This window comes from Mucilaginibacter sp. OK098 (assembly GCF_900142915.1).
Taxonomy (GTDB): Bacteria; Bacteroidota; Bacteroidia; order Sphingobacteriales; family Sphingobacteriaceae; genus Mucilaginibacter.
Genome location: NZ_FRCM01000006.1, coordinates 426,040 through 448,512 on the forward strand (window position 1 = coordinate 426,040; position 22,473 = coordinate 448,512).

Sequence of the window (22,473 nt, forward strand, 5' to 3'; positions counted from 1 at the left end):
TAAAAACAAAATAAAATGAACAAAAAACTATATCGTGATGAATACCACAAAGTATTTGGTGGTGTTTGTTCGGGCCTGGCAGAATACTTTGAGATGGATGTTACTGTTATGCGCCTGCTATTTGCTTTCACCTTTTTTATAATGGGTGTGGGTTTTGGTACTTACATTATTTTATGGATAGTTTTACCAAGAAAGGGTTTCATGTATAATAATTACAATAATCCAACAGTCGACTATACCGTTCCGCCGCAACAACCTGCCGGGCAGTTTAATAACCCGCAACAAAGTGGTAATCTTTTCGGTAGCAATCCGTTTGGCGATAATACTTATGGCAGCAATCCATTCAGTAGTAACCCAACAGAAAATATTGCACCAAAACAAAAATCACATGCTGGTATTATAATAGGTTTGGTACTCATTGTTATTGGGGCAGCAATCCTAGTTGATGAGTATGATCTGATCCCCGATTTTGACTTTGGTAAGTTATGGCCAATAGTATTGGTTATAGTAGGCGGTTCGCTCATTATATCCGGTCAAAAAAGAGAAGAATGGCGTAAAAAGGACTTGAACGAAACAGCCGAAAAAGAAGACCCGGCCGTTGAAGATCCGGCAACGCCAACAACCGATAACACCCCAACTGTTTAATTAAGCTCCCTAACGGGCTAACCTTAAAATAATATTAAGATGAAAAACGATAAAATAATTCCGGGTGTTATCCTGGTACTTATAGGAGCAGCTATCCTGCTGGGTAATTTTGGATACCTGCATTTCCGTTTGTATAATATATTTCACCTTTGGCCAATATTTTTAGTTATTGCCGGTGTAAACCTTGTATTTGCCCATAACAAAACAATTTGGGCAACAATTATAAAAATAACTGTATTGGTTGTTGGCATTGGTTTATTATTCTTTGGAAATTTTGGCGAACGTTATAACTTTTGGCCCCGTCATAATTTCAGCTTTCATAGCGATGATTTTGATGACAACAATAACAACAACAGCGATGATAATGATGATGATGGTAACGACAGCACTAAAACGGATTTTAAAATGAGCGGAAACGGGGCCTTTAATGCGCCTTTTAATGCCGCTACCAAGCTTGCACGCTTAAATATAAGCGGGGGTGGAACAGCTTATAAAATAACCGATACTACCAACCAGTTATTTAGCGCCTCAACCAGGGACGATAGCGGCCGGTATGATTTTTCGACCAATAAAGATGATTCTATTTATGTAGTTAATTTTAAAATGAAAGATCATAAAGGCTTTCATTTTGATTCGGACAAGAATGAAGCGCAAATGCGGTTAAATCAAAATCCGGTCTGGGATATAAATGTAGAAACAGGGGCTGCCAGTGTTGATTTCGATCTTTCAAAGTTTAAAGTGCGGTCGCTTAAATTACATGGCGGTGCTGCTGCATTTACCATAAAATTAGGCACCCCTTTGCTCCTTACAAATGTTGATATTTCAACCGGCGTTTCAGGGGTAGATGTTAAGATTCCTGAAAATGCAGCCTGCAGCATTGAAACTGATTCGGGCTTGTCTGATAATCATTTTGACGGATTTAATAAAACCAGTGATAATAATTACGAAACCCCAGGTTTTGCATCAGCCAAAAACAAAATACATATCCACATTAGCGGAGGCCTGTCTGACTTTAAAGTTAGCAGGTACTAAGTAGCGTTGTAAAGTTAAAAAGCTGAAAGGCTGTAATGTTGAAATAAACATTACAGCCTTTCAGCTTTTTACAGGTTTTAACCTAACTTTGATAAGCATGGAACCTTCCAACAATACAACATTTCAACCTTCCAATACGTACTTCCTTGTCATCAGTGGCAAACCCCAAGGGCCATTCAGCGTTGAGCAGTTAAAAGAACGTAAAATAAAACCAGGCGATTTTTTAAAAACCGCCGATATGGACGATTATAAGGAAGCTCATGAAATTGCCGAATTGCGCCAGCTTTTAGGTTTTAACCGCGAGGCGCTTGTTCCCCAGTATTTTGGCAGTTTTGATCAGCGGCTGATGGCTTCTGCACTCGATTGGTTTTTTGTTGCGGGCGTATGTATTGTATTGGCATTTATATTATCCCTGTTTGTTAAGGATCAGGCTACGCGCCTTGCAGTAGTATTCAGTCTTTTTGGTGTTATACCCTTAGTAAAACTTATCTATCATATAATTATGGAATGCTCTGTAAAGCAGGCAACTTATGGCAAGCAGATCCTGAAAATAAAAGTTGGCGATATGCAGGGTTACCGCATAAGCCCGGGCCGGGCTATCGGCAGAAACCTCGCCAAGTTATTTTCAGTGCTCACCCTTTTTATAGGATACCTGTTCAGCTTTTTTAATAAGCAACAGCAATGCCTTCATGATATGATTGCAAGTACCTTGGTGATGAAGGACAGGCTTTTTTGAAGAGTTCATAGCAAAAGGTGCAGCAGCCATGAACTATGAACCATCAACTATGAACTCTTTAAAAACTAAAGCTTTACTACATAAGTTTTGGCAAGCATATCATGCAATGCCTGGCGGTGTTCACTAAAAAATATGGATAAAAAGCCGGTATAAAGTATAAGGATAGACACTGCCTTGCCCACACTCCGTAACAGTGCATTTAAGTAGCCGAGCCTCATGCCATCAATATCAACCACCACTATGCGGCATAATTTTTTGCCAAGGCTGCCTTTCATGGGTGATGCCTCGCAAATTGAATTATAAAGAATTAACGTAAGGCTGAAGCTGAGCTGTAATATTAATAAAACACGTGGTTCTTTTATTAAAGCTTCGTATGATTGTATAACAGGAATTATCTTTTGTAATGCCAATACTTTCACAACAAAGCTGGTTAAATACGAAACAACCAGGTAATCAAAAATCCAGGCTAAAAACCTCCATCCAAACGAGGCCAGGTTATCCCCGGTAGGTAAATAGATCCCTCTCGATTCAAAATATGGATAAAATTCAGGCAGATCACAAGCATCCTGCCAGCTCTCGGCTAATGGCGACAGAATTCTTGTATGCACGTCAAGGTCCATTTCTGTTAATTCATCATAACTAAAGGGGCCGCTTTGCTCGTTGTCTACTAAAATATAATATTGGTTATTCATGTTTAATCAAGTACCGTTCAGGGTATAAAAATAACAGGTTATTTTGTTCTTTTATTATTGTATGATAAAAGAACAGCAATGGTTGTAAAGTTAAAACGATTAATAGCAAAGCCCTTAAATTTTGTGGTTTTTTATCCGGAAAATTATAAGCCGGACAAAACAACAAACTATGTGTTAAATAAAATGTTTATTTTTATTGAACAAGGATGATTTGAGCCTGACCATCAAAAAATCAACCGTAAAATCAACACAGGTGCGTCAAAAGACCATGAGTATGCCGGTACCCCACAATGAAAAGGAACGTTTAAGGGCCCTGCATAATTATGGAATATTAGATACCCTAAGCGAAACTGAATTTGACCGTCTTACTGAACTGGCAGCCATAATATGTGATGCTCCGGTTTCGCTGGTATCGCTTATTGACGAAAAACGGCAATGGTTTAAATCAACAGTGGGTATTGATGCAAAGGAAACCTCGCGCGACCTTGCTTTTTGCGCGTACACCATTATGGATACCTGCATTTTTGAAGTAGAGGATGCCACCAAAGACGAGCGTTTTAAAAATAACGCTTTAGTTACCGGTGGCCCTGGTATCCGCTTTTATGCGGGGTATCCCCTGGTTGATCCGCAGGGTTATGCGCTGGGTTCATTATGTGTGATAGATAGCCAGCCAAAAGTATTAACCGGTAAACAAAAAAGAGCGCTTAAACTGCTGGCAGATGAGGTGATTTCTCTTATAGTTGAGCGAAGATTAAGGGAGGAACTACGAAATTTTGAAAAGCTATTCATCCTCTCAAATGATTTGGTTTTTGTTGGCGGGATAGATGGCTTTTTTAAAAAGATAAACCCTGCTTTTACAAAAATATTTGGCTGGAGCGAAGAATACCTTTTAAATACATCATCCTTCGAGTTTTACCACCCTGATGACATTGAAAACACCGTAAAAGAACTGCAAAAATTAGCCGGAGGGAAAGACACTGCTAACTTTTTACAGCGCTTTAAAACCATCACCGGCGAATACAAGACTATTGAGTGGACATCTACCCCTGAACCATCAACAGGGAATATATTCGGGATAGGCCGTGACGTCTCCGAGTTAATATTAAAAGAGCGGCAGCTCGCCGCCAGCGAAGAAAAACAAAGGGTGTTTTTTGAGAACTCACTTGGCATGATGTTTACGCATGATATGAAAGGTAAGTTCTTATCCATAAACAATGCGGGTGCAGCAGTTTTAGGATATGCCAGGGACGAAATAATGAAAATGACTTTGTATGATGTTAGCCCGCTGGATCGTCGCCATGCTGTTGATGCCTACCTTATTAATATTAAAGAAGCAGGAAATTTACAGGGGCAAACTTCAAGCCTGCAACGGGATGGATCTATACGAATATGGTTATACAATAATGTATTAGAAAATAGCACTAACGGCGAGCCTTATGTAATTGTTAATGGTATGGACATTACTAACAGGCACCAGTTGGAAAAAGATTTAAAGCGTACCGGTCATATGCTTGAGCAAACCAACCAGGTTGCACGGGTTGGCGGCTGGGAGTATGATGTTGAAAAAGAAAGTATTTACTGGTCGTCTGTTACCAAAGAGATCCATGGTGTTGACCCCGGTTATGAGCCTGACCTGGCATCAGTACTTAATTTTTATCCCGATGAAAAAACCCGCGAAAAGATACGGAGTACGCTTAACCTGGCTATTAATGAAGGTAAACCGTGGAGCGAAGAGCGGCAGATAGTTACAGCAAAGGGTGATAAAATTTGGGTAAGATCAATTGGTAATGCTGAATTTGAAAACGGCTTTTGTAAACGGATTTACGGTACTTTTCAGGATATCAATGATTATAAATCGGGCGAACTTGCCCTACAAAGATCGCTTGAAACCCAGGAAAAATTAAACCTGGTACTGCTTGAACAACTTGAGCTTATTCAACAGCAGGATAAAACGATAGAAAAGATCAGGGAATTTAAATTCTTGGCCGATTCAATTCCACAGATGATCTGGACTGCCAATCCGGATGGGAACTTTGACTATTACAATAAGCATTGGTTTGATTTTACCGGGATGACCTTTGAAGAAACTATGGAAAAGGGATGGGAACCGGTGCTGCACCCTGAAGGGTTTAAAAAACATTTGAAGGCATGGGATGAATCCCTGCTGATGGGCATACCCTACCAGGCGGAGATACGATTTAAAAGAGCAGCAGACGGGATCAATAAATGGCATTTATGCCAGGCGTTGCCAATGAAAAATGAGCAAGGAAAAATTGTAAAATGGTTTGGCTCATGTACCGATATTGATGAATATAAAAGAGCGCTCGACCTCGAAAACCGCATAAGCCAGTTTGAGGATTTTAATCGTATCGTAGCACATAATTTACGCGGGCCTGCAGGGAGCATTGATATGATACTGGATCTGATGGCAGAATCAAATTCGGAAGAAGAAAGATCTGATTATTTAAAAATGCTGAAACAATCCAGTTCCACTCTTATTGAAACACTGAATGAATTGATGAAAGTGCTTGAGGTAAGAAATAATCAGGATTTGCCTTATGATAATTGCGATCTTGAAGAGCTCACAATCAATGTAGAAAAGATGTTAACCGGGCAGATAGTTTCAAAAAACGCAATTATCAATACCGATTTCCGAGTGCCTGCAATGAAGTTTCCAAAAATGTACCTCGAAAGTATATTTTATAATATGATTAGCAATGCGTTAAAATACAGCAAGACAGATGTACCGCCTGTTATAAATATCACCTCGGCCATAACCGAAGGTAGGGTTACGCTAGCCTTTAGCGATAACGGGCTGGGGATAGACCTGAAGCGGCACGCAAACAATATATTTAAACTCAACCACGTGTTCCATACCGGGTATGATAGCAAGGGCGTTGGGTTATTTATGACCAAAACACAAATAGAAACCTTTGGTGGCAACATAAGCGTTGAAAGTGAGCCGGGAGCCGGGACAACATTTACCATTGTATTTTAATTGTGCCGTGGATCTGTCCCAAAAGACATAAAAAAATTCAGCTTTCCAGGCTAATTTATAAACGAAACAAATAGAGAATTAAATGTGCTAAAGCATCAATAAGGGCCTTATCTTTACTTAATTTATGGCAGCATTCCTACTCAAATCAAACCGAAACATTATACTGATCACAGTTTTAGCTTTATTGATATTTTTAGGCGGGACATTCATGCTTCATACAGTTCCGCTATCAGTTAAAAATAAAATTGCCAATGGTTTGCTGGCTGATTTTGTGATCACGTTTCCTGTGCTTTTCTATTTTATAATAGTACGCCCATTAAAACTTTCAGCCAAGCGGATGCTTCTTGTTGTCAGCTTATGCTGCGGGGTTGCTTACCTTGTATTACCTCAACAGCAAAAGGAATACATACTGCAGATCCGTAAGCTTACCGCTGTAGCCGAACTCCTCTTTATTATTTATGCTGTTACTAAGTTTAATAAATTAAGAAAAGCTTATAAAGCCAATCAACTTATATTAACCGATCCTATTTATAATTTGCGCACCGCAATGGCCGAAGTTATGGGCGAATCAGTAGCTGTGAAAGTAATAGCGTCGGAGTTAGCTGTACTCAGGTATGGTTTGCTTTTTTGGAGGAAGGAAACACCGGCATTAAAAGCAAGCCGCTCTTTCAGTACTCACAAAGAGTTTGGTTATGTTGCTATCTGGTGTATTTTACTACTGGCAGTTATGGTAGAAATTACAGCATTTCATTTTTTATTAATGAAATGGAGCCATATGGCCGCTAATATAGTTACCATCCTGTCGCTTTACGGTGTTATTTTCTTTGTTGCTGATCTGTCTGCAGTTATTAAAAGAAAGGTATTGATAAACGACGAACAGATAATTTTACGTACAGGATTACGCTGGCGGGCTTGCACTAATTTAAACAACATTAGCGCTGCGGAGAAAATTACCAATGATCATCATTCGGCAGATCTCTTTTTCAAGGGCGGCATAGCCAAAAAAGGCGGCAATCTGCTTATCACGTTTAAAGAACCCATTAAGATTGATAAACTGTACGGCGCAAGTAAAGAAGCCAGCTCTATCTTAATGAATATTGATGATTTTGAATTATTTGCGCAAGCGATCAAAAAAAGGGCATGATCCTAAAACCATGCCCTCGTATATTTTACCTTTAAGCTTTTACCTCAATTAGTATCTGTAATACTCAGGTTTAAACGGACCATCAACAGTTACGCCAATGTACTCAGCCTGATCCTGGTCTAAAACTTCCAGCTCAACGCCAATTTTGGCAAGGTGTAAGCGGGCAACTTTTTCGTCAAGGTGTTTTGGCAGGGTATAAACCTTGTTTTCGTATTGTGCGCCATTATTCCAAAGCTCTAATTGAGCTAAAGTTTGGTTGGTGAACGAGTTGCTCATTACAAAACTTGGGTGACCGGTTGCACAACCTAAATTCACCAAACGGCCTTCCGCTAAAATAATGACATCATTACCATCAATGGTATATTTATCAACCTGTGGCTTAATTTCAATTTTGGTATTACCATAAGTACCGTTTAACCAGGCCATGTCAATTTCATTGTCAAAGTGGCCAATGTTACAAACGATGGCTTTGTCTTTCAGCGCTCGGAAATGCTCTTCACGAACGATGTTTTTGTTACCTGTTGCAGTAACAACAATATCAGCTTCTTTTATAGCAGTGCCAAGCTTTTTAACTTCAAAGCCTTCCATTGCTGCCTGTAAAGCGCAGATAGGGTCAATTTCAGTTACTATAACACGTACACCCGAATTGCGCAATGAATCGGCAGAACCTTTACCCACGTCACCATAACCGCAAACAACAGCCACTTTACCGGCCATCATTACATCAGTAGCACGGCGGATGGCATCAACCAATGATTCGCGGCAACCATATTTATTATCAAATTTTGATTTGGTTACTGAATCATTTACATTGATAGCAGGCATTGGCAGCGTACCGGCTTTAACACGCTCATATAAGCGGTGTACACCTGTAGTAGTTTCTTCTGATAAACCTTTAATACCGGCAACAAGCTCGGGATATTTATCTAAAACCATATTGGTTAAATCGCCCCCATCATCCAATATCATGTTCAATGGCTTGCGGGCTTCGCCAAAAAATAAGGTTTGCTCAATACACCAGTCAAACTCTTCAGCATTCATACCTTTCCAGGCATAAACTGAGGTACCTGCAGCAGCAATTGCAGCGGCGGCATGATCCTGGGTTGAGAAAATGTTACATGACGACCAGGTAACTTCAGCGCCCAGTTCGATCAATGTTTCGATCAATACGGCGGTTTGGATGGTCATGTGCAGGCAGCCTGCAATACGGGCGCCTTTCAATGCTTTTGATGGGCCGTACTCTTTACGTAAGGCCATTAAGCCCGGCATTTCTGCTTCGGCTAATTCAATCTCTTTCCGGCCCCATTGGGCTAATGAAAAGTCTTTTACTTTGTACTTGGTGTAAACGGTCTCTACTGATGACATAGTTTTTAAGTTTTTTTTGCAAAGGTAACTGATAGGTTTATCAAAATGAAATTTGGTTGATTAAGCTAACTACATAAGCAGCTGATCACGCCAGTTTATGACATAAGAATTGCCATAGCGCCCTTATTCACCAAAGCAAGTAAGGGCATTATTCGTCACAAGGAATAATGCACCATTAACAATCAGTAGTACTTAATCAATTGATGCTTCAAGAACCTTCTGTTCGTGCCTGGGCAATTTATTGGCTTGAGCCGGCTTATTGGTTTGAGACATGGAAAGGCTTCCATTGTAAACGGCACCGTTTTCAACAGTAAGGGTTTGGGTCAATATCTCGCCTGTAACTTTACCGGTGGCTTTAATTTCGAGGGTATTTGTTTGGATGTTGCCATTTACAGTGCCGTAAACAACCATTTCTTTGGTGATAATATTACCCAGTACCGATCCTTTTTCGCCCAGTATCAGGCCTTCATCAACCGTTACATCGCCGGTTATCTGCCCGTCAATCCGGGTATATGCGGGTGCTTTAAGGTTTCCGTCAAAAACAGACCCCTCACTTATCAATGTTGATATGGATTGCAAATCCAATGCGACTTTCTCTTTTTTTGAAAATAATGCCATGGTTTGTTCCGGTTATTAATTATTAAGTGTCAGAAATTTTATAGGGTTTATTGCTTTACCATTTTTGCGCACTTCATAATGCAAATGGTTACCTGTTGAGTGCCCTGTTGAACCCACCTCGCCAATTTTTTGGCCAACGGTAACTTCCTGCCCCACTTTCACAGAAATGCGCGAAAGATGCCCGTATAATGTTTCAAAATTATTAGCGTGCTCTATTCGTACGCAATTGCCATAGCCCCCATAGCGCCCGGCAAAAACAACTTTGCCTGTAGCAGTACATTTGGCTTCATCACCACGGTTGCCTTTGAAATCAATACCCGGGTGAAATTCCGCGCTTGCCGAGTTAAATGGATCGCTGCGGTAGCCAAAATACGAGGTTAGTGAACTAACCCGCGGGTAGCCCATTGGCGTAAAGGCTACAGTATGTACCAGGCGATTTAAATATTCGTCGTATAACGAGTATGTTTCTTCGTCAGTAAGCTTAGCAGCTTCGGCATTGCCATTACCGCCAACCGCGCCAATTGCAAACCCTTTTAAACCACGTTTTTTAAGATAATCATTTATGGTTTTAAGCTTTACCTCGATTGATTGGATATAGCTTTGGGCAGTGTTTGCTTTCTTTTCCTGGATATCCGGCGCGGGAACTTCACCCTTAAGTTTTATAAGCTGCGCTACAAGGTGCTGTTTTTCTTCTTCCTGCTCCTGGTTTTTATGGCTCAAGTAAATTACAGACAAGGTAAGGGTGGTAATTACCGCTAAAACACCAAGCAGGTAATGTTTAATCCGGCTGATATGTTTTGTTTTGATCTGTAATGTTTGAGAACCTTCTTTATTCTTATTTACAATAATAACTGTACTTACGTCAGACGGTTTCAATTTCATCGTAATTATTTAATTAGGGACGGCAAGGTAAGTAATAGGGTTAAAAAAACAAAATGATGTTTTTGTTAAAACTATGCTATAATGAACCATTTTTTCAGCACCCAGCCGGTTTTAATACCCTTATGAAACGTCAGTAAATTGTTATTATTCTTATTTTTAAATTTTAACTGCTAATCATTTGTTATTTTTGTTTTGAAATTTAGAAAAAGAGAAAGATGTATCCAGAATATTTAGTAACCCCAATGCGGGAAGAACTTACAAGGGTTGGCTTTGAAGAGTTGAAAGATGCTGATGCAGTTACCAAAGCCATTGAAAGCGAAGGTACCGTGTTTGTAATGGTTAATTCTGTTTGCGGTTGTGCTGCTGCTAATGCGCGCCCCGCTGCACGTATGGCCGCGCAAAGCGAAAAACATCCTGACAGGCTGGTAACAGTTTTTGCAGGTATGGAAGCTGATGCTGTTAATAAAGCGCGTGCTTATATGTTGCCTTATCCACCGTCATCACCTGCTATGGCTTTATTTAAAGACGGCAAGCTGGTTCATATTATTGAGCGCCATCAAATTGAAGGTCGCCCGGCACAAATGATTGCCGATAACCTTATTGGTGCGTTTGAGCAGTATTGCTAAAGAATTTTTATACCTATAAAATAAAACCCGGCGTGCGATTGTGAGCCGGGTTTTTGTTTGTAATGGCAAATTTACTGAGACTTACAAAGCCCCCTTTATCTACGCCCGTACTGCAATGCATACGGAATAGGTGTTGGCTTTTTTTTCATGATGTTATCAGGGGTAACGTACACAAGTTCAAGCTTGCGGCCGCCATCCTTCTGAAAATATGCTATCCGCAAGGGGTAAAAGCCTTTTTTTAACGGAACGATGTATGACCGCTCTACATCATCGCCGTGCAGGCCGTCGAGATCAATTATCAGCTTGTCGCCAAGATATACCTTTGAACCGTCGTCTGATGACATTCCGAAAATGTAATAGCCTTCCTGCTTAATTTCAAATTGCCCGTCAATAACCACTGCAAAATTATTTTGACGGGGTAGCTTATCTATACTGAAAGTGCTGTCGGCTATACCTTCCTTAACAGGTGTTAAAGTTTTAAAATCGGGCAGCTTGTCCCATTCGCCCTCGTAATAGGCATAATTAAAGCCGCCGGGCTTATAATTTTTCCTGAGCGGCGTAGCTGCCAGGTAGGAACCTTCTTTAAATTCACCGGTAGTTGTTTTGTCGAATTTAGGGCGCCCTGTAACCTTCCGGAAGGTAATTGTCGCGGGGCCCGACAATTCTAACTCGGGCCTTACAAGCGGCGATGTCATTGAAGGTTGTGAGCCATCCAGTGTATAATGTACCTTTGTGGTATCATCAAAATACCAAATCTTTATCGGTTTATCCTTTAACACAATGCCGCTGGTTGGATGGAACATTATGGGCTTTCCGCCATAGTCACTATTGGCAAATCTTAAGCCGTCGTAAAAATTTTTTAACCTTACTGTACCGTGAGATTCATTGGGATACGCGTTTACTACCCACTTAAAACCGGCAGGCGCATCTTTTTTTAGCAGGCTGTCCATCGGGTTAATGTTCATCTCCTTCATGCCCTGTCCTTCGCGGCCGCCTATGTAAAGCGTTTTTCCTTTATTTGCCAGCGAAGGCAATTTCTCTTTAACTTGCTTAAGCATTATGCCATTGTCCCACCAGTAGCTTGGGTCGCCTGCAATGTAATTGGTGAAAAGGTGCGGCTCATTTAACAGGGCATAGGTAACAAACACGCCGCCGAATGAATGGCCGAAAAGTGTATTATCGCCACCAGCAGGGTAAGTTTTATCGATATAGGGTATTAGCTCGTCCTTAAAAAATTTGAGGAATTTGTCTGCGGAGCCTGATGTTTTGTTACCGTTGGAATGGGTCGGTAAAAAATCTTTATCGCGGTCGGTATTTAACACGCCGATGATGATTGTTGGCGGCATGCTGTGCTCGTTTTCAATAAAACGCTGTATATCGTATCCTAATTTTATATTCCAGTCGTCAAGGATGTAAAGCACATCATATTTATCGGTACTGCCGGGCTTATACTTTTCGGGCAAAACAACCTGGATAACCCTTTTTTCATTTAATATAGCCGAGTTGATAGAATCGCGCTTACCGGGCATGTCTTGCGCATAGGTGCGGCCAAAAAGGCTAAATATTAATGCAATGGCTAAAAAAAGGCGGGATCTATTATTCATGATGATACGCATTTTGATTAAAGATAAGACTGCAAATGGATACAAATGGTTACAGCAGAAAAATTTTTATAAATATAAAAAAGCGGACTGTGTGCACACAGTCCGCAGGTTATCGCGAACAGAGCGAATGCAATTCGCCCCTACGTCTGAATTTATCTACTCACTCCTTAAACTCTTTATCGGGTTAATCAAAGCCGCTTTTATGGCCTGGAAGCTTACGGTTGCTAAAGCTATTAATATGATCAAGCCACCTGATAAAACAAACACCCACCATTGTACCGGTGTGTGGTAGGCAAAGCCCTGAAGCCATTTATTCATTGCATACCAGGCTATGGGCGATGCAATAAGCAAGGCAATAATTACCAGCACTAAAAACTCTGATGACAATAGCGTGAACAGGGACCTTACGCTGGCACCCAATATTTTCCGGATCCCGATTTCCTTAACCCGTTGCTCGGCAGTAAACATAGCCAAACCAAGTAAGCCCAGGCACGAAATAAAAATAGCCAGCATCGCGAATGCGTTGGCCAGCTTACCCACTATCTGCTCACTAATATAAAGATTTTTATATTCTTCATCTGAAAAAGAATAAGTGAATGGAAACGACGGGTTAATTTGCTTACTCAGAGTTTCCAGGCTGGCTAATGCCTCTTTGGTTTTACCCGGCTCTGTGCGGATCAGTAAATTGCCATAATTATCATTTTTTCCCAGCCATAGGACCAACGGGATGATCGGCTCATGCATGGAATTAATGTGAAAATCTTTGAGCACACCAATGATCTTGCCTTTTTGCCCCCAAAGCGCTAATGGTTGCCCAATCGGGTTGGTATACCCTATCCTTTCTGCTGCTGTTTCGTTAATGATATAACCTGCAGTATCTGTCGGGAAATCTTTGGAAAAATCACGCCCGGCCAGCAGGTTTAATTTCAGGGTGTTTACAAAGTCATATCCAACCGCATTTTGTGCAAAACGGATACTGACGTTGGGATCTTTCCCTGTCCATTCAACACCAACCGTACCATTACCAATTATAGTGGGGTTTGACCCTGAAACTGTTATTGATTTTATCCCCGGCATTTTTAAAGCTTCAGATTTAAAAACCGTATATTGTGATTTAAGCTCCCCTTCTACCGGCATATAAACCAGGTTTTCGCGGTCATAGCCCAGGTTCCTGGATTGGATAAAATTCATTTGCCTGGCAACAATAACAGTCCCGATAATCATGATAACGGAAAGTACGAACTGAAATACTACAAGTCCTTTACGAAATAATGTGGTGCCGGAATCTAATTTAAGTGCGCCTTTTAAAACTTTAACCGGGTTAAATGATGAAAGAAATAAGGCCGGGTAGCTGCCTGATACCAGGCCGGTAACCAGCGTGATACCTGCCAGTTTTAGCCAAAAATCGACCTGATCAAATGGTAATCCGATCTGCTTTTGGGTTACCTGGTTAAACAAAGGCAACAGCAATATCAACAATCCTAATGCAACAATAACCGCTAATGAAGTTACCAGCAATGATTCGCCGATAAATTGCTTGATCAAAACAGAACGCACGGCCCCAACTACCTTACGGATCCCTATCTCCCGTGCACGTTTAACAGAACGGGCGGTGGTAAGGTTCATGAAGTTTATACAGGCTATTAATAAAATAAAAATAGCCACGATGCTAAACAGTTGTACATACTCAATCCTGCCCGTGTCAAATTTAGTGCCGGCAAAATTACCATGTAAATACTTTTCATCAAATCGTTGTATGTCAAGTTGCGTGGTAAAAACCCCTTTCTTTTGGCCTGTATCGTAATTATCTAAAAAGTGAGTTATCTTTTTTTCAAACAATACCGGGTTAGCACCTGCATGAAACATTACGGTTGTTTGCGGCCAGTTGTTGCCCCATTCTGTTGCCCCCGGGTTTTCTATCAGGAAAGCATTCCAGTTAATTACATATTCAAATTTCGCGAAGGTATTGACGGGCAGGTTTTCAAATACGGCGCTTACCGTAAAATCTTTCTTATTTTCAAAACGGATAGTTTTGCCTATGGCCGCCTGCGGACTGCCATAAAAACTCTCAGCCATTTTTCGCGAAATGGCTAAACTTAACGGTGAGCTTAACGCGGTTTGTACACTGCCCTGAACAAGTGGGTAGCTGAACATCTTAAAAAAGTCGGCATCTGCCGCAGCTCCCTGTAATTTTAATATCTTATCCCGGGTCATAAAGGTATTTGTCTCCTTGTATACCGCATTAACAGCATACTCCACCTCAGGAAATACCTTTTTCATCTCTGCTGCCAATACCCCTGGTGTGCTATACTGCCCCGAAATTTTATGGTCAAAGTACCGCCGCTCATATACATTATACAAACGGGATCTATTTTTATGAAAAGCATCAACACTTAATTCATTTTGCACCCAAAGCATGATCAGCAAGCTGCAGGCCAACCCAACCGAAAGGCCGGCCATGTTAATAAAAGTATGCGCCTTATTATTAATAAGATTGCGCCAGGCGATTTTTAAATAATTCTTTATCATAATATTTAGTTCATGGTTGATAGCCGAGGCTCTTTTAACTAATCTCTGGTCTCTAACCTCTAATCACTCATTTTTAGTTCGTGGTTCATAGCCGAAGCATTTTTTAACTGGTCTCTGACCTCTAATCACTCGGAACGCAGACTTTTTATCGGATTTATCAACGCCGCTTTTATTGCCTGGAAGCTTATGGTTGCTAACGCGATGAGGATGATTAAAACTCCCGAAAGCGCAAAGATCCACCACTGTACAGGTGTATGATAGGCGAAGGACCGAAGCCAATAGTCCATTGCATATGAGGCAACGGGGATAGCAATTAATAATGCAATTACCACAAGCCATAAAAACTCGGCCGATAGCAATGCAAATAATGATGTTACGCTTGCGCCAAGGATCTTGCGAATTCCTATTTCCTGTACCCTTTGTTCTGCAGTAAACATAGCAAGGCCTAATAACCCTAAACAGGATATAAAAATAGCCAGGAATGCAAATGCATCAGAGAGCTTGCTTACAATCTGCTCGCTGTCATACAGCTTGTTGTATTCATCGTCTGAAAACGTATAGGAGAACTGGAAGTTAGGGTTCAATTCTTTTGAAAGTTTTCTCAAACTGGCCAAAGCTTCTTTGGTTTTTCCGGGTTGGGTTCTTACCAGCGCAATTCCACTGCCTGCCTTTTCTCCGTAATACAATATCAAAGGTTTAATTTTATCATGCAGCGAACTGAAATGAAAATCCTTCACAACACCAATTATCTTCCCTTTGTTGCCCCAAATGGTTAAAGCTCTGCCTATTGGGCTTGTATATCCTAATCTTCTTACAGCCTCCTCGTTAACAACATAACCTGCAGAGTCAGTGGCAAAATCCTTTGAAAAATCACGACCGGCAACCATTTTTAATTTCATGGTGCTGATAAAATCATATCCAACAGCCGCATTGCTAAAGGATACATTGGTGTTAGGGTCCTTTCCGTCCCATTCAACATTAACCGTGGAATTGCTTATTGCCGTAGGCGCGTTACTGCTTAGGGTTATTGATTTTATGCCGGGCATTTTAAGCGCTTCATTTTTAAACACTTCATAATTTTTGCCAAGATCTCCCTCCAAAGGAACATAGACAAGGTTATCCCTGTTGAACCCAAGATTGATGGACTGGATGTAGTTAACCTGCCGCGAAACAATAACGGTACCTATTATTAATACCACAGAAAGCACAAACTGGAACACCACCAGGCCTTTACGAAACATTGTGGTGCCCGAATCGAGCTTCAGTGTTCCTTTTAACACCTTAACCGGGTTAAATGACGACAGGAACAGGGCCGGATAGCTCCCCGAAACTATCCCGGTAACCAATGTAATGACCAGCAACTTTAACCAGAATGTTAGCTGGTTAAAGGGCAGCTCAATTTGTTTTTGGGTGATCTGGTTAAAAACAGGCAATAAAGCGGTCAGCATAACCAGGGAAACCATTACTGCTATGGTGGTTAGCAATACCGATTCGCTGATGAACTGTTTAATGAGCACGCTTCGTAAGGCGCCTACAACTTTCCTGACACCTATTTCTTTTGCCCTTTTAACCGAACGTGCGGTAGTAAGGTTCATGAAATTGATACAGGCTATCAGCAGGATGAACAGGGCTACAATGCTGAATAAGTGTACATAGCCAATTCTGCCACCATCAACTTTTCCGTTGGTAAAATTGCCGTGCAGGTAAACTTCGTCAAACAGTTGCAGGCCAAGTTCCTGGGTAAAAGTTCCTTTTTTTTCACCTTTATCCAGGTTCTCTAAAAAGTGTGTGATCTTTTTATCAACCAGGCTGGGGTTGGCATCGGCCTGTAATTGAACATAGGTATATGGTGTGTTATTACCCCATTTTTTTGCCCATGGGTTATCCTGTAAAAATGAGAACCAATTGATTAGATAATCGAATTTTATAGAAGAATTTGCGCCAACATTTTCAAATACTGAGGTAACCACAAAATCCTTTTGGTTATCGGAACGGACTGTTTTACCCATTGCCTGCCGGGGGCTGCCGAAAAAATCAACTGCCATTTTTTGTGATATGGCTATCCCTGAAGGATTGCTTAAAGCGGTTTGCGTGTTGCCTTGTATTAATGGGAAGCTGAACATTTTAAAGAAGTCCACATCAGCCGATCCCCCCTCTATTTTAAAAACTTTATCCCCAACCTTAAAAGTATGCTGTTCATAAAAAACGGCATTGGTTGCGTACGTTATTTCAGGGATCTGCCGCTTCATCTCGGCGGCTAAAACACCGGGTGTATAATACTGGGTGTTTACTTTATTATCATAATACTGACGCTCATATACCTGGTATAAGCGGGACCCGTTTTTATGAAACGCATCCACATCCTGCTCGTTTTGTATCCAAAGCAAAATAAGCAAACTGCAGGCAAGCCCAATAGAAAGACCCGCCATATTAATAAACGTATGGGCCTTGTTCCTCGCCAGGTTACGAAAGGCCACTTTTAAATAGTTCTTTATCATGTTTTAGTTCATTGGTTCACTTGTTCAATAGTTCATTGGTGCCTGCGGGTTTATGGTTGATAGTTCATGGTACATAGTCGAAGTATTGTTTAACTAATCTCTAACCTCTAATCACTCTGAGCGCAAACTCTTCACCGGGTTCATCAGGGCTGCTTTAATACTTTGGTAACTTACTGTAAGCAAGGTTATGATGATAGCTCCTGCCCCGGTTAATGCAAATACCCACCATGATAATTCAGTACGGTAAGTGTAGTGCTGCAGCCAGTTATACATAAAATAATGTGCTGTGGGTACAGCAATTAATAGCGAGATTATCACCAGCGCCACAAAATCGGCTGACATTAATCGCCACAGGCCAAAAACTGTTGCACCCAATACCTTGCGTACACCTAATTCCTTGGTGCGCTGCTCGGCCACAAAAGATGCCATGCCAAACAAACCTAAACAGCTGATAAAAATAGCCAGTATTGCAAAGGCGCTTGCCAGCTCACCTATCCGCTCTTCGTTAGCGAATTTTTTGGCGTATTCGTCGTCAGCAAATTTGTAAGTAAATGGAACTGATGGGGAATAGTTTTTGCAAACCGCTTCAATTTTGCTGAGTGCCTTATGAGCGCTTATTTGGGGGTTGATCTTTATAAGTACATCATCGAAAGAGCCCTGCCTAAGGTAAAAAATGGTTTGTTTAGCAGGCTCATATGGCGATTCCATCACCATATCCTTTGCTACACCAATTACGGTCAGGAACCTTTTCCCAACCTTTACTATTTCTCCAACCGGATTTTTAAGTCCCATGTATTTAACGGCGGCTTCGTTTAATACAATGGTTAATGAATCGGTAATCAACTGGCTGGAAAAGTCCCTTCCGTCAGCAAACTTCCAGCCCACTGTTTTGCCATATTGGGAGGTAACGCCTATATAGCCGAAAGAGGAAACCATAGCAGGGTCCTTCCCTTTCCAGTCAAGGTCGCCACGGTCGTTATTTATCCCGGTTGTGGAGCTTGATGATTCCGCCACTTCTGTTATTGCACCCGATTTCAGCAGATCTGCCCTTAACGGATTAAATTGCTTATGCAGGTCGTCATTTGTTGTTTCAATATTAACCAGGCCATCCCTACTATATCCAACGGGGCGATTTTTGGCAAACTCGATCTGCTTAAAAACGATAATGGTGCCGATGATTAAAACAACTGACACTGTAAACTGCAATACCACCAGCACCTTACGCGGAAGAGCTGCAAAGCGCCCGGCTTTAAAAGTACCTTTCAATACTTTATCCGGCTTGAAGGATGACAGGTACAGGGCAGGATAGCTGCCGGCAATTAATCCTGTAAATAAAGTAAAACCTGCGCCGGCCATCCAAAACAGCGGGCTACTCCACAAAATGGCCATATTTTTATTTGCCACATTGTTAAAAAACGGCAAAATAAGTACAGCGAGTATGATTGAGAATGTAAATGCCAGTACCGCAATAAGTAACGATTCGCAAAAGAACTGGCTGATCAGCTGCCCTCTTAAAGACCCGATGGCTTTACGGATGCCTACTTCTTTTGCCCTTTTTTCGCTGCGTGCGGTGCTCAGGTTCATAAAATTGATACAGGCCAGCATGAGTACAAACACACCAATAATGCCAAACAGCCACACATATTGAATAGCGCCCCCTGTGTTTATACCATTCTTAAACTCCGAATATAAATGCCATTTGCTCATAGGCTGCAAAAACATCGCGGGTTTGGTTCGCGCCTGGTCTGCTCCGATCCTGTTCAGCTTAATGTTTTTTATCTTTTCAGAGAGCTTAGCCATGTCGGCATGGTCAGCTATCTGCACATACATAAATAATGAGTTGTCACTCCAGTCGGTCAGCGACCTTCCATTACCTGGAGCGTTTATGTAATAGTCCCATGGCCCTATAAATGCAACATCGTGAAAAGTAGTGTTACGCGGCAGATCCTCATAAACTCCCAAAACGTTAAAGCTGTCTTTATTATCAAGCTTTACGGTTTTGTTTATAGGGTCAGTATCCCCAAATAATGCTTGGGCTACTGATTGCGAGATCAGCATAGAAGAATATCCTTTCAATCCGTTGCGGGTACCCTTAAGCATCCTGAGCGAAAACATTTCCGGGCCTTCAGCACCCATAAAAGCGCCAGGGTACGATATTTTTTTATCCCCTATATTTAAAATGTGCTTCTCGGTGAAGGAGGTCATTGCAATGTGCTTAAAATCACTGCCGTAATTTTTGCGCATTTCTGCATCCAGCGGCAGCGGAATGGTTGAGCCCGTGTACACGGTACCATTATAAACGTCCTTCTCCATTACCTCTGCAATACGGTCATAGTTCTGGTGATATTTATTGAATGACAGCTCATCCCAGATCCATAATCCTATCAACATAGCTACGGCCATCCCCATGGCAAGGCCGCCAATGTTGATCAAAGAGGAAACCTTGTTTTTAATGAGGTTTCTCCAGGCGATTTTTAAATAGTTCTCTATCATGTTATTTAGTTCATGGTTGATAATTCATGGTTCATAGCCGAAGCTTTTTTAACTAATCTCTGATCTCTAGTCTCTAATCACTCACTTTTAGTTCATAGCCGGAGCTTGTTGCAATCTTGGTTTGGCGCATAGGGCGAATGCAATTCGCCCCTACATTTGAAACTGCCAACTCCCTACTCACTTCTAAGGCTCTTTATCGGGTTTACCAATGCCGCCTTAATTGCATGGAAACTAACCGTTGCCATAGCGATTAAAATTATCAGGCCACCTGCCAGGCCAACCATCCACCATTGCATAGTTGTATGGTAGGCAAATCCTTGCAGCCATTTACTCATGGTATACCACGTAACTGGCGAAGCAATCAGCAATGAAATTAACACCAGTATTAAAAACTCCGACGATAATAACGCAAACAGCGAGCTTACTCTTGCTCCTAATACTTTGCGGATACTAATTTCTTTAACGCGCTGTTCAGCGGTAAACATAACCAAACCTAAAAGGCCCAGGCACGAAATAAAAATGCCAATGGACGCAAAATAATTGCAAAGCTTATTTACCACCTGTTCGCTGTTGTACAATTTGGCATATTCCTGGTCAGAAAACCGGTACGAAAATGTGAAGTCGGGGTTAAGCTCTCTGCCTATCTTTTCGAGGCCTGCTATTATTTGCTTTGTTTTACCGGCTTCAATACGGACCAGTATTGTGCCCCACTTTTGATTATCAGCCAGGCGGATAATCAGTGGCGCAATAGCATCGTGCAATGAGTTGAAATGGAAATCTTTCAGCACGCCTACAATCTGGCCTTTACGGTCGTCCAATGATAAAGCGCGGCCGACTGCATCTTGATAGCCCATTTTTTTAGCGGCGGCCTCGTTTACCAGGTAGTTTGCCGAATCGGCAAATTCTTTTGAGAAATCGCGCCCGCCGGTTAATTGCAACTTCATCGTTTTCACAAAATCATATCCGACTGAGGCATCAGAAAATGACACGGGCTGATTTGGGTCTTTGCCTTCCCAGGTAATATCGCTCTTTGAATGGCCGATTACCGTGGGCGACTCTTTCATTTTTGAGATAGACTGCACGCCGGGCATCTTCGATGCCTCGTTTTTAAACAAATCGTAATTTTTGATCAAATCACCTTCTAAAGGGACATAAAGCAGGTTTTCGCGATTATACCCCAGGTTTTTATTCTGTATATAATTCATCTGCCCCGAAACCACTATAGTGCCTATTATAAGAATGATAGATAGTGTAAACTGAAAAACAACCAGCCCTTTTCTGAAAAACGTTGCGCCCCGGCCAAATTTAAGGCTGCCCTTTAACACCTGAACCGGGTTTAACGATGAGAGGAAAATAGCGGGGTATCCACCCGATAGTAACCCGGTTAATACCAGCACTCCTGCCAAAGCAAGCCAGAAAACTGGCTGCCCCGGTTGTATTGCAATCTGCTTCCCGGTGATACTGTTAAACTCAGGCAATAACAATACAACTATCATAATCGCTATAATCATTGATACAAACGAAAGGAGCAGCGCCTCGCTCATAAATTGGCCTATTAAGCTTATCCTGGCTGCGCCCATAACTTTCCGCACGCCAACTTCCCGGGCCCGCTTTATTGAACGGGCGGTAGCCAGGTTCATAAAATTAATGCAGGCAATAAGTAAAATAACAATAGCTACCAAACTAAAAATGCTTACATATTCAATCCTGCCGCCATCGGTTATTCCATTTTTAAATGTCGAGTGCAGGTATTTTTCAGTATAGGGCTGCAATGCAAGTTCAGTGCGGAGCCCTGTTGTAGCCGGCCTGTAAAGGCTGAGAAAATCTTTAATTTTAGCGGCTGCTTTATGAGGGTCGGCGCCGGGGCGCAGCTGTATATAAGTAGCCGGGCTGGCGCTGTTCCAGTTATTTACCCATGTATTTTCTATAATAAAAGCCTTCCAGCTTTTCAAAAAATCAAATTGCTGCGATGAGTTGGCCGGTAAGTTTTCAAAAACTGCCGTAACCACTAAATTATCCTTATTTTCATAACGGATAGCTTTCCCGATGGCATTATCAACCGAGCCAAAAAAAGCTTCGGCCATTTTACGGGAAATTACCAGGCCGTTGGCGGCAGTCAAAGCACTTCCGGGCGTTCCTTGTAAAAGCGGATAGCTAAACATCTTCAAAAAATCGGCCCCGGCATAGGTTCCATCCATTTTAAGCACTTTATTGCCTGCCTCAAACGTAAAAGAACGATTTTGTTCCAGACCGCTGGCATATTGAATCTCCGGCACCTTTTTTTTCAACTCATCGGCCAGTAAACCTTGAGTAACGTAGCTGGCGTCAGTTACGCCCTGTTGTATATTGCGTTCATATACCTGGTATAATTGCGGTCCGTTGGCGTGAAAGCCATCTACGCCACGCTCGTCCTGCACCCAGAGCAAAATAAGCAGGCTGCAAGCCAGGCCAACTGATAAACCGCCGACGTTAATAAATGTATGTGTCTTGCTCTTTACCAGGTTACGCCAGGCAATTTTTAAATAGTTCTTTATCATTTTAGTTCATGGTTAATGGTTCATAGTTCATTGCCGGAATTGGATTGCATTGTGATCAGGGCGAATGCAATTCG

The 22,473-nt window shown here is 41.6% G+C and carries 15 protein-coding genes; 6 read left to right on the forward strand and 9 right to left on the reverse strand.

The window, feature by feature from the left end:
- Positions 1-15 precede the first annotated feature (15 nt).
- From BUE31_RS21730 to BUE31_RS21740, 3 genes are all read left to right on the forward strand, one after another.
- A complete protein-coding gene (locus BUE31_RS21730; RefSeq protein WP_073405946.1) occupies positions 16-645 on the forward strand; it encodes a PspC domain-containing protein in 630 nt (209 codons plus the stop codon).
- A 39-nt stretch (positions 646-684) separates the two neighbouring features.
- Positions 685-1,677, forward strand: coding sequence for a LiaI-LiaF-like domain-containing protein (locus BUE31_RS21735; protein WP_073405947.1), 993 nt, complete (start codon positions 685-687; stop codon positions 1,675-1,677).
- A 97-nt stretch (positions 1,678-1,774) separates the two neighbouring features.
- A complete protein-coding gene (locus BUE31_RS21740; protein WP_073405948.1) occupies positions 1,775-2,413 on the forward strand; it encodes an RDD family protein in 639 nt (212 codons plus the stop codon).
- Between the two features lie 65 nt (positions 2,414-2,478).
- Here BUE31_RS21740 and BUE31_RS21745 read toward each other — a convergent pair whose 3' ends face one another.
- On the reverse strand, positions 2,479-3,105 hold the full coding sequence (locus BUE31_RS21745; RefSeq protein WP_073405949.1) for an RDD family protein: 627 nt from the start codon (positions 3,103-3,105) through the stop codon (positions 2,479-2,481).
- A 196-nt stretch (positions 3,106-3,301) separates the two neighbouring features.
- Between BUE31_RS21745 and BUE31_RS21750 the strand changes: the two genes are divergently transcribed.
- Both BUE31_RS21750 and BUE31_RS21755 read left to right on the forward strand, forming a co-directional pair.
- The gene (locus BUE31_RS21750) at positions 3,302-6,103 is read left to right on the forward strand and encodes a sensor histidine kinase (RefSeq protein ID WP_073405950.1); all 2,802 of its coding nucleotides are present in this window, start codon (positions 3,302-3,304) and stop codon (positions 6,101-6,103) included.
- A 124-nt stretch (positions 6,104-6,227) separates the two neighbouring features.
- Positions 6,228-7,247: a hypothetical protein gene (locus BUE31_RS21755; RefSeq protein WP_073405951.1), complete on the forward strand. Its 1,020-nt coding sequence runs from the start codon at positions 6,228-6,230 to the stop codon at positions 7,245-7,247.
- A 48-nt stretch (positions 7,248-7,295) separates the two neighbouring features.
- On the opposite strand, the gene ahcY is transcribed toward BUE31_RS21755, so the two are convergent.
- The 3 genes from ahcY to BUE31_RS21770 form a co-directional block, all read right to left on the reverse strand.
- Complete coding sequence (gene ahcY, locus BUE31_RS21760; RefSeq protein WP_073405952.1) at positions 7,296-8,612, reverse strand: adenosylhomocysteinase; 1,317 nt, start codon at positions 8,610-8,612, stop codon at positions 7,296-7,298.
- Between the two features lie 192 nt (positions 8,613-8,804).
- Positions 8,805-9,230, reverse strand: coding sequence for a bactofilin family protein (locus BUE31_RS21765; RefSeq protein WP_073405953.1), 426 nt, complete (start codon positions 9,228-9,230; stop codon positions 8,805-8,807).
- Positions 9,231-9,245: 15 nt separating this feature from the next.
- On the reverse strand, positions 9,246-10,112 hold the full coding sequence (locus tag BUE31_RS21770; protein ID WP_073405954.1) for a M23 family metallopeptidase: 867 nt from the start codon (positions 10,110-10,112) through the stop codon (positions 9,246-9,248).
- Between the two features lie 215 nt (positions 10,113-10,327).
- On the opposite strand from BUE31_RS21770, the gene BUE31_RS21775 reads away from it, so the two are divergent.
- Positions 10,328-10,738 carry a BrxA/BrxB family bacilliredoxin gene (locus tag BUE31_RS21775; protein ID WP_073405955.1) on the forward strand — a complete coding sequence of 137 codons (411 nt, stop codon included), beginning with the start codon at positions 10,328-10,330 and terminating at the stop codon, positions 10,736-10,738.
- Between the two features lie 95 nt (positions 10,739-10,833).
- Here BUE31_RS21775 and BUE31_RS21780 read toward each other — a convergent pair whose 3' ends face one another.
- The 5 genes from BUE31_RS21780 to BUE31_RS21800 all read right to left on the reverse strand — a co-directional run bounded on the left by BUE31_RS21780 (position 10,834) and on the right by BUE31_RS21800 (position 22,399).
- Positions 10,834-12,342 (reverse strand): PA14 domain-containing protein, encoded by a 1,509-nt coding sequence (locus BUE31_RS21780; protein ID WP_073405956.1) that lies wholly within the window; start codon positions 12,340-12,342, stop codon positions 10,834-10,836.
- Between the two features lie 156 nt (positions 12,343-12,498).
- Positions 12,499-14,871, reverse strand: coding sequence for an ABC transporter permease (locus tag BUE31_RS21785; protein ID WP_073405957.1), 2,373 nt, complete (start codon positions 14,869-14,871; stop codon positions 12,499-12,501).
- A gap of 125 nt (positions 14,872-14,996) precedes the next feature.
- Positions 14,997-17,369, reverse strand: a complete 2,373-nt coding sequence (locus BUE31_RS21790) for an ABC transporter permease (RefSeq protein ID WP_073405958.1) — start codon at positions 17,367-17,369, stop codon at positions 14,997-14,999.
- A gap of 111 nt (positions 17,370-17,480) precedes the next feature.
- A complete protein-coding gene (locus BUE31_RS21795; RefSeq protein WP_073405959.1) occupies positions 17,481-19,862 on the reverse strand; it encodes an ABC transporter permease in 2,382 nt (793 codons plus the stop codon).
- 173 nt (positions 19,863-20,035) lie between these two features.
- The gene (locus tag BUE31_RS21800; protein ID WP_073405960.1) at positions 20,036-22,399 is read right to left on the reverse strand and encodes an ABC transporter permease; all 2,364 of its coding nucleotides are present in this window, start codon (positions 22,397-22,399) and stop codon (positions 20,036-20,038) included.
- Positions 22,400-22,473 lie beyond the last annotated feature (74 nt).

What these genes read in the sequence shown, in the direction of transcription:
- BUE31_RS21730 (WP_073405946.1), top strand. Translation starts at nt 16, where the DNA reads ATGAACAAAAAACTATATCGTGATGAATACCACAAAGTATTTGGTGGT.
- BUE31_RS21780 (WP_073405956.1), bottom strand. Translation starts at nt 12,342, where the DNA reads ATGAATAATAGATCCCGCCTTTTTTTAGCCATTGCATTAATATTTAGC.
- ahcY (WP_073405952.1), bottom strand. Translation starts at nt 8,612, where the DNA reads ATGTCATCAGTAGAGACCGTTTACACCAAGTACAAAGTAAAAGACTTT.
- BUE31_RS21735 (WP_073405947.1), top strand. Translation starts at nt 685, where the DNA reads ATGAAAAACGATAAAATAATTCCGGGTGTTATCCTGGTACTTATAGGA.
- BUE31_RS21745 (WP_073405949.1), bottom strand. Translation starts at nt 3,105, where the DNA reads ATGAATAACCAATATTATATTTTAGTAGACAACGAGCAAAGCGGCCCC.
- BUE31_RS21765 (WP_073405953.1), bottom strand. Translation starts at nt 9,230, where the DNA reads ATGGCATTATTTTCAAAAAAAGAGAAAGTCGCATTGGATTTGCAATCC.
- BUE31_RS21795 (WP_073405959.1), bottom strand. Translation starts at nt 19,862, where the DNA reads ATGATAGAGAACTATTTAAAAATCGCCTGGAGAAACCTCATTAAAAAC.
- BUE31_RS21740 (WP_073405948.1), top strand. Translation starts at nt 1,775, where the DNA reads ATGGAACCTTCCAACAATACAACATTTCAACCTTCCAATACGTACTTC.
- BUE31_RS21755 (WP_073405951.1), top strand. Translation starts at nt 6,228, where the DNA reads ATGGCAGCATTCCTACTCAAATCAAACCGAAACATTATACTGATCACA.
- BUE31_RS21800 (WP_073405960.1), bottom strand. Translation starts at nt 22,399, where the DNA reads ATGATAAAGAACTATTTAAAAATTGCCTGGCGTAACCTGGTAAAGAGC.
- BUE31_RS21770 (WP_073405954.1), bottom strand. Translation starts at nt 10,112, where the DNA reads ATGAAATTGAAACCGTCTGACGTAAGTACAGTTATTATTGTAAATAAG.
- BUE31_RS21785 (WP_073405957.1), bottom strand. Translation starts at nt 14,871, where the DNA reads ATGATAAAGAATTATTTAAAAATCGCCTGGCGCAATCTTATTAATAAT.
- BUE31_RS21775 (WP_073405955.1), top strand. Translation starts at nt 10,328, where the DNA reads ATGTATCCAGAATATTTAGTAACCCCAATGCGGGAAGAACTTACAAGG.
- BUE31_RS21790 (WP_073405958.1), bottom strand. Translation starts at nt 17,369, where the DNA reads ATGATAAAGAACTATTTAAAAGTGGCCTTTCGTAACCTGGCGAGGAAC.